This window comes from Aurantimonas sp. A2-1-M11, assembly GCF_036549475.1.
In the GTDB taxonomy this organism is placed as follows: Bacteria; Pseudomonadota; Alphaproteobacteria; order Rhizobiales; family Rhizobiaceae; genus Aurantimonas.
Map to the genome: position 1 here is coordinate 1 of NZ_JAZHLI010000125.1, position 5732 is coordinate 5732.

General features: G+C 61.9%; 5 protein-coding genes and 2 pseudogenes. 4 read left to right on the plus strand and 3 right to left on the minus strand.

Annotated elements, in window-relative coordinates; all coding sequences use genetic code 11:
- Positions 1-339: 339 nt before the first annotated feature.
- Together VQ042_RS24410 and VQ042_RS24415 are read right to left on the minus strand one after the other, a co-directional pair.
- The gene (locus tag VQ042_RS24410; RefSeq protein ID WP_331822870.1) at positions 340-675 is read right to left on the minus strand and encodes a hypothetical protein; all 336 of its coding nucleotides are present in this window, start codon (positions 673-675) and stop codon (positions 340-342) included.
- A gap of 49 nt (positions 676-724) precedes the next feature.
- On the minus strand, positions 725-886 hold the full coding sequence (locus VQ042_RS24415) for a hypothetical protein (protein WP_331822871.1): 162 nt from the start codon (positions 884-886) through the stop codon (positions 725-727).
- Between the two features lie 97 nt (positions 887-983).
- Between VQ042_RS24415 and VQ042_RS24420 the strand changes: the two are divergent.
- A pseudogene (locus VQ042_RS24420) lies at positions 984-1208 on the plus strand (transposase); the annotation flags it as partial.
- Between the two features lie 760 nt (positions 1209-1968).
- Here VQ042_RS24420 and VQ042_RS24425 read toward each other — a convergent pair.
- The gene (locus VQ042_RS24425; protein WP_331822872.1) at positions 1969-3198 is read right to left on the minus strand and encodes an MFS transporter; all 1230 of its coding nucleotides are present in this window, start codon (positions 3196-3198) and stop codon (positions 1969-1971) included.
- A gap of 239 nt (positions 3199-3437) precedes the next feature.
- Here VQ042_RS24425 and VQ042_RS24430 point away from each other — a divergent pair, with 239 nt between their 5' ends.
- The 3 genes and pseudogenes from VQ042_RS24430 to VQ042_RS24440 all read left to right on the plus strand — a co-directional run.
- Positions 3438-4262, plus strand: coding sequence for an IS5 family transposase (locus VQ042_RS24430; protein ID WP_331822873.1), 825 nt, complete (start codon positions 3438-3440; stop codon positions 4260-4262).
- A 114-nt stretch (positions 4263-4376) separates the two neighbouring features.
- Positions 4377-5426 carry an IS110 family transposase gene (locus tag VQ042_RS24435; RefSeq protein ID WP_331822874.1) on the plus strand — a complete coding sequence of 350 codons (1050 nt, stop codon included), beginning with the start codon at positions 4377-4379 and terminating at the stop codon, positions 5424-5426.
- A 172-nt stretch (positions 5427-5598) separates the two neighbouring features.
- Positions 5599-5732: pseudogene (locus VQ042_RS24440) on the plus strand (IS5/IS1182 family transposase); the annotation flags it as partial.

A 5732-nucleotide genomic window follows, 5' to 3' on the forward strand; every position in this document is an offset into this window, starting at 1 on the left:
TCCTCGTTTATTTTCAAGGCCATCGCTCGTTCCCTCCATTGGCGGGAACAGGGAATCACGCTCACCCAAAACAAGACAATCACAACCGAGTCAGATCAAGCGCGGACCGGTATTAGATGTCGTGCCGTCATCGATCACAGGGCAGAGTTCAGGAGCTCCGGCACGAGATGAGCCGGCAACGTTGACGGCTTTACAAATAACTTGTCGCCCGGCTGCCCTTCGGGGGTGCCCGAGGCTGTTTCTGTGTCCAGAACCCAACATAATCTCGGCGCGGCAGTCGCGCCTCGAATATAGCGAAGGGTAGGGTTGCATCGTGCAGAGACGGGCCATGGAGTAGGCCTACAGGGTGCACTCTCCATACCCGAGCATCTCGGAGCCTTTTTCGGCGTCAGCGCTTCCAGCATTGAACACGCGCACGATTACGAATTTCGACGGCGGTGAGCCTTCGATATATTTCAGCGACCCGCACGCAGTTTCCGCAAGGCCGTCACGGTTATACCCATTGTCCTCGACATACAGTCTGAGAGACCCATTCTGTCCCCAAGAGGCGTCGACGACCATCGGATGGCTCTGAGGGATCCGGGCTATAGCCGCATCTTTCCAATCTTCTGCGAAGGCAGAGGTTGCAGGTAAAGCGGTAGCAAGAAAAACGGCGGCAATTGCAGAACGGATCATGCGGGTCTCCATAGCGGGGCCGGCAACCTCGCAGGGGCCGGTGGCCGCATCAAGAGCAGCATACGCTATGAAGAGATAGCCCCGCCTTCGCCAGCACCGAGGCGCTGACATTCCGGCTGCCAAAGCCTGCACATTTGATCGCTGGCTGCCAGCGGATGAACACACGATCTCGGCCCCAGGTCTTGATCATCCGCTCGAGCGTCAGATCCATTTTCCGATTGCAGTCGTCGCAATACCAGACGAGGCTAGTCTGGTTGTCGGCCAGCTGAGCGTGTCGATCACGTTTGAGTCAGTCATTGCCTGAGATCTGGGCCTCTGCGGCCAAGATCGGCTGCTCGGGCGAGACGCTGCGAAAGTGGGTGCAGCAGGCCGAGCGGGATCAGGGCGCTCGTGCTGGACAGACAAGCGAAGAGCGGGATCGGATCAAGGCTCTTGAACGCGAGGTCCGCGAGCTTCGCCAGGCCAATGAGATCCTGCGCAAGGCGTCGGCGTATTTTGCCCAGNGCGAAGAGCGGGATCGGATCAAGGCTCTTGAACGCGAGGTCCGCGAGCTTCGCCAGGCCAATGAGATCCTGCGCAAGGCGTCGGCGTATTTTGCCCAGCGGCATTTTCAGGAGCAACGGGATTGGCTGCTATCGCTCGACTGGGCGGACGACAGAGGTGGTGCCCGGCAGACTGCGGATGAGATAGGCAAGACGATCGTTCTTTATCAGAAGCTGATCGAGAGGCGGCAGACACGCGCACAGCGAATACATCGGTCGAACTCGAGGTCTTCGCCGTCGCGGGACGCAGGGTCGGATCGCGATCCGAAGATCAGCTCATCGCGGACAAGGATGTCGGGTGGGCCTATCGGTTGATTGCCGTGTTCGGAGCGCGTCGTCGCCTTAAATTCGTATCGAGGCCTGCCGGACTAGGTGTCGCGTCGCGGATACAGGCGGCGATGCCCGCCACATGTTCCCGGGAGGCATTGCAGAAGCGGTCGGCCATAGCCGACTCGAGAGGCTCGATCATGTCGGTGCCGGGTGGAAACTCCCGGAAGCGCCGTTTGAACCCTCCCCAGTTTGGCGCCGCCTGTCACCGATGCTTCTCCCGATGGGCGGGAGAGGGAATGCGGTGGAGCGCGCGCCAGACGAAAGGGTTGCCTTTATTGAGAGCAAGGCTTGCTTGACCCAAAGGATTCGACCAGCTTTATTCACCTGAATGCGTCACCGACAGTCAGATCAAGTTTCCGCCGTGCAGCCGCTCTGGGCGCCAGGCGAGACTGCGCCTGCAGCCGACTCCAGGCCGTAGCAGTCAGCGCCTGATCGCGGCGCGATGGCGCTCGTCGTCCAGCCGGGGGAGGAACCAGGCCAGGAGGCCCGCCAGCGGCAGGAACGAACAGATCCGGTAGACGGCCTCGATGCCGTAGGTGTCGGCCAGGCCGCCCAGGATCGCGGCGGCGATGCCGCCCAGGCCAAAATTCAGACCGTAGAACAGCCCGCCGATGAGACCGATGCGGTTGGGCAGCAGTTCCATGGCGTAGATCAGGATCGAGGCGAAGGCGCTCGCCATGACGAGGTTGATCGCGATCGTTAGCACGCCCGTCCAGAAAAGGTCGGCATAGGGCAGCATCAGGCTCAGCGGCAGCGGACCGAGCACGGAGATCCAGATGATCCGGTAGCGGCCGATCCTGTCGCCGACGATGCCGCCGATCAGCGCGCCGGCGGCTGCGGCGATGAGGAAGACGAACAGCATCATCTGCGAGGCCGGGATGGAAAGGCCGAACCGCTCGATGAGATAGAAGGTGTAGAAGGAGCGGAAGCTCTCGCCATAGGCGTTCTTGGAGAACATCAGGAGCGTCAGCACCGTGAGCCCGACGGCGATCGTCGCCGTTCCGTGGCGCGGCAATGCGGCATGATGTTCCGCTAGGGAGGCTCGCATCTCCGAAAAATGGCGGCTGATCGTTGCCTGCTGCCGTCCGATCCAGGTGAGGAGCAGCATGGCCGCCAGGGCCGCGGCGGTGAACCAGATCAGGCTCGGCTGCCCCATCGGAACGATGATCAAGGCTGCAAAGACCGGGCCGAGCGCGCCGCCCGCCTGGCCGCCGACCTGGAAGATGCCCTGCGCCAGCCCCTGCCGGCCGCCGGCAGCGTAGCGGGCCATGCGCGTGGCTTCGGGATGGAAGATCGAGGACCCGATGCCGATCAGGGCCACGGCCCATAGAATGGCCACGTAGCTCGTCGCAAAGGCGAGGCCGAGCAGGCCCGACAGGGTGAACATCATGCCCATGACGGGCGAGTACGGCGCCGGGCGCCGGTCCGTATAGAAGCCGACCAGCGGCTGCAGGAGCGAGCCGGCGATCTGGAAGGTCAGGGTGATCATGCCGATCTGCCAGAAGTCGAGCCCGTAGCTCCGCTGTATGATCGGATAGATGGCGGGGATCAGCGACTGCATGAGGTCGTTGAGGAGATGCGCGGTTCCCAGCACCACCAGAACCGCCATGTAGGTTCTGGGCTTCAGGGATATGGCGGCGGCAGTGTTCATTGCGGATCGTCCGTCTTTACTTCGGCAACAGGGGAATCTGACGACGATCGTCGATATGGGCCAAACTGTTCGCCCGGCGGCAAGATGCGATGCTTTATCTGCGCCCCACCGAAAAGGGAAGGTTTCGCTTGTCGTGCGGGAACTAGCCCGCGTGGCGGAGTTCTACCATATCGTCCTCGGGCTCAGAGACCGTTTGAGAATGGGTTTTGACTGGGTCTGATTTATGATTCACACTCTGGATGTGGACACGACAGACCCGAGCGAGAATGGCTTCGATCGAGCGAAAGACGAAGCGCTATCCGACTGATCTGACGGATGCGGAGTGGACGACGCTCGCGCCGTTTCTCCCGAAGCCGGCGAAGCGCGGTCGCAGGCTGGGCGTCGACATGCGCGAGATCGTCAACGCGATCCGGTACATGACGCGTAGTGGCGGCGGCTGGCGGATGCTACCGAAAGACTTCCCACCCTGGCAGACGGTCTATTGGTGGTTTCGCCGCTTCGTGCGGCTGATGCTGTTCAAGACGATCCACAATGTCGCGCTGATGCTGGACCGCGAGCGGGCCGGTCGCGAAGCCAGCCCCACGGCGGGTATTGTCGACAGCCAAAGCGTCAAAGCCCCTGCCGCCGGAGCCAAGCGGGGCTTTGACGGTGGCAAGAAGATCACCGGACGCAAGCGCCACATTGCCGTCGACACGGACGGTCGGCTCCTGATGGTGAACCTGACGCCCGCCGACGTATCTGACAGCGCCGGGGCGCAGCAGATTCTGGATGCCATCCGAAAACGCTGGCCGTGGCTGAAGCACCTCTTTGCGGACGGCGCCTATGACCGTACGGAGCTGATGGACAAGGCCGCCTTTCTCGACTTCGTCATCGAGATCGTGCGCCGGATCGACAAGGAGGAAGGCTTCAAGGTCGTGCCGCGCCGATGGGTGGTCGAAAGAACCTTCGGGTGGATGATCCGCTGGCGACGCCTCTTGCGGGACTATGAACAGCGCATCGACGTCTCGGAAGCTATGATCCACGTCGCCACGGGAAGCCTCCTACTCCGACGCATCAGCCATTGAGACCATTCTCAAACAGATGGGGTGATTGGGGTCTTCGCCGCGGGTGGCTGCTCCCGTCAGGATGTTAGAACGTGGTCCGTGTTGATCGGCCACAAGCATCGAGAGGAAGCAGCCATGAAGCACTATGCCGGACTGGACGTCTCTTTGGAAGAAACGGCCATTTGCATCGTCGACGAAAACGGGCGGATAGTGAAAGAGTTACGGGCTCTGAGCGAACCGCCAGCTCTGATCGCAGCGTTCGATGGTATCGGCCTGCAATTGGAGCGGATCGGGCTGGAAGCCTGCTCGCTGACGGCCTGGCTACACGACGGGCTGCGCGAAGCAGGCCTGCCGGCAATCTGCATTGAGACGCGCCAAGCCAATGCGGCGATGAAGACCATGCCGAATAAGACCGACAGGAACGATGCGCGGGCGCTGGCGCAAATCATGCGCACCGGTTGGTTCCGGCAGGTGCATGTGAAGAGCCGGCAATGCCGGCTGTGGCGCTCGGCTTTGGTGGCGCGCCGGACGGTTCTCAACGAAATGCGCTCGATCGAGAACGTTGTGCGGGCAATACTGCGGGAGGGCGGCATCAAGCTCGGGACGCCAAGCCGAGCCGTATCTGTCGCCAAGGTGCGCGAGATGGCGGCAAGCGATCCTCTGATGACGGCGATCGCTGAACCTCTGCTGGCCGTGCTCGCGACGATGCTGGAAGAGTTCGCCCGGCTGACGAAGCAGGTCCTCGACATCGTCAAGGGCGAGCCGGTGTGCCGGAAACTCATGAGTGTTCCGGGCGTCGGGCCTATCACTGCGCTCGCCTTCCGCGCCACGATCGACAGGCCGGACCGCTTTGACAAATCAAGGAGTGTTGGCGCCCATCTCGGCCTGACGCCGTCGCGCTATCAATCGGGTGAGACTGACATCCAGGGTCGGGTCAGCCGGTGCGGCGACGAACTCGCTCGAACCGCCCTTTATGAAGCTGCCCATTCGCTGCTGACGCGCTCGAAGAAATGGTCGAGCCTGAAGGCGTGGGGCATGGGCATTGCCAAGCGGCGGGGCATGGCACGGGCAAGGGTTGCGGTGGCCCGCAAGCTCGCCGTCATTTTGCATCGCATGTGGAGCGACGGCGAAGAATTCCGCTTTGGGAAGGAAGCCTTCGCCAAGGCCAGCTCCGCTGCCGCCTGACGATCGGCCACCAGGAAAGAAGGAAGAGCGGAGGCCACAACACATACCTGCCCGAAAGGGCAGAACCGGATCGTTCCCGTGGGGACGATGGGCGGCGATCTGGATGCCTCCGGAAACTGGCGGATTTCGTGCTGACATGATTCACTGAGGTCGCGCTTTCGGGAGGGGTCGGATGGCGGGACAGATCGGGTTCTGGGACGTCGAGGATCGGCTTTCGCAACTCTCACGCCATGGCGATCCATTGGAGAAGCTCTCCGTTACGGTCGATTTCGAGATATTCCGGGCAGACCTGGCGAAAGCGGTTCC

Bases quoted from the DNA above. Each gene is read 5' to 3' on its own strand.
- VQ042_RS24410 (WP_331822870.1), bottom strand. From the start codon at position 675: ATGATCCGTTCTGCAATTGCCGCCGTTTTTCTTGCTACCGCTTTACCT.
- VQ042_RS24415 (WP_331822871.1), bottom strand. From the start codon at position 886: ATGGATCTGACGCTCGAGCGGATGATCAAGACCTGGGGCCGAGATCGT.
- VQ042_RS24425 (WP_331822872.1), bottom strand. From the start codon at position 3,198: ATGAACACTGCCGCCGCCATATCCCTGAAGCCCAGAACCTACATGGCG.
- VQ042_RS24430 (WP_331822873.1), top strand. From the start codon at position 3,438: ATGTGGACACGACAGACCCGAGCGAGAATGGCTTCGATCGAGCGAAAG.
- VQ042_RS24435 (WP_331822874.1), top strand. From the start codon at position 4,377: ATGAAGCACTATGCCGGACTGGACGTCTCTTTGGAAGAAACGGCCATT.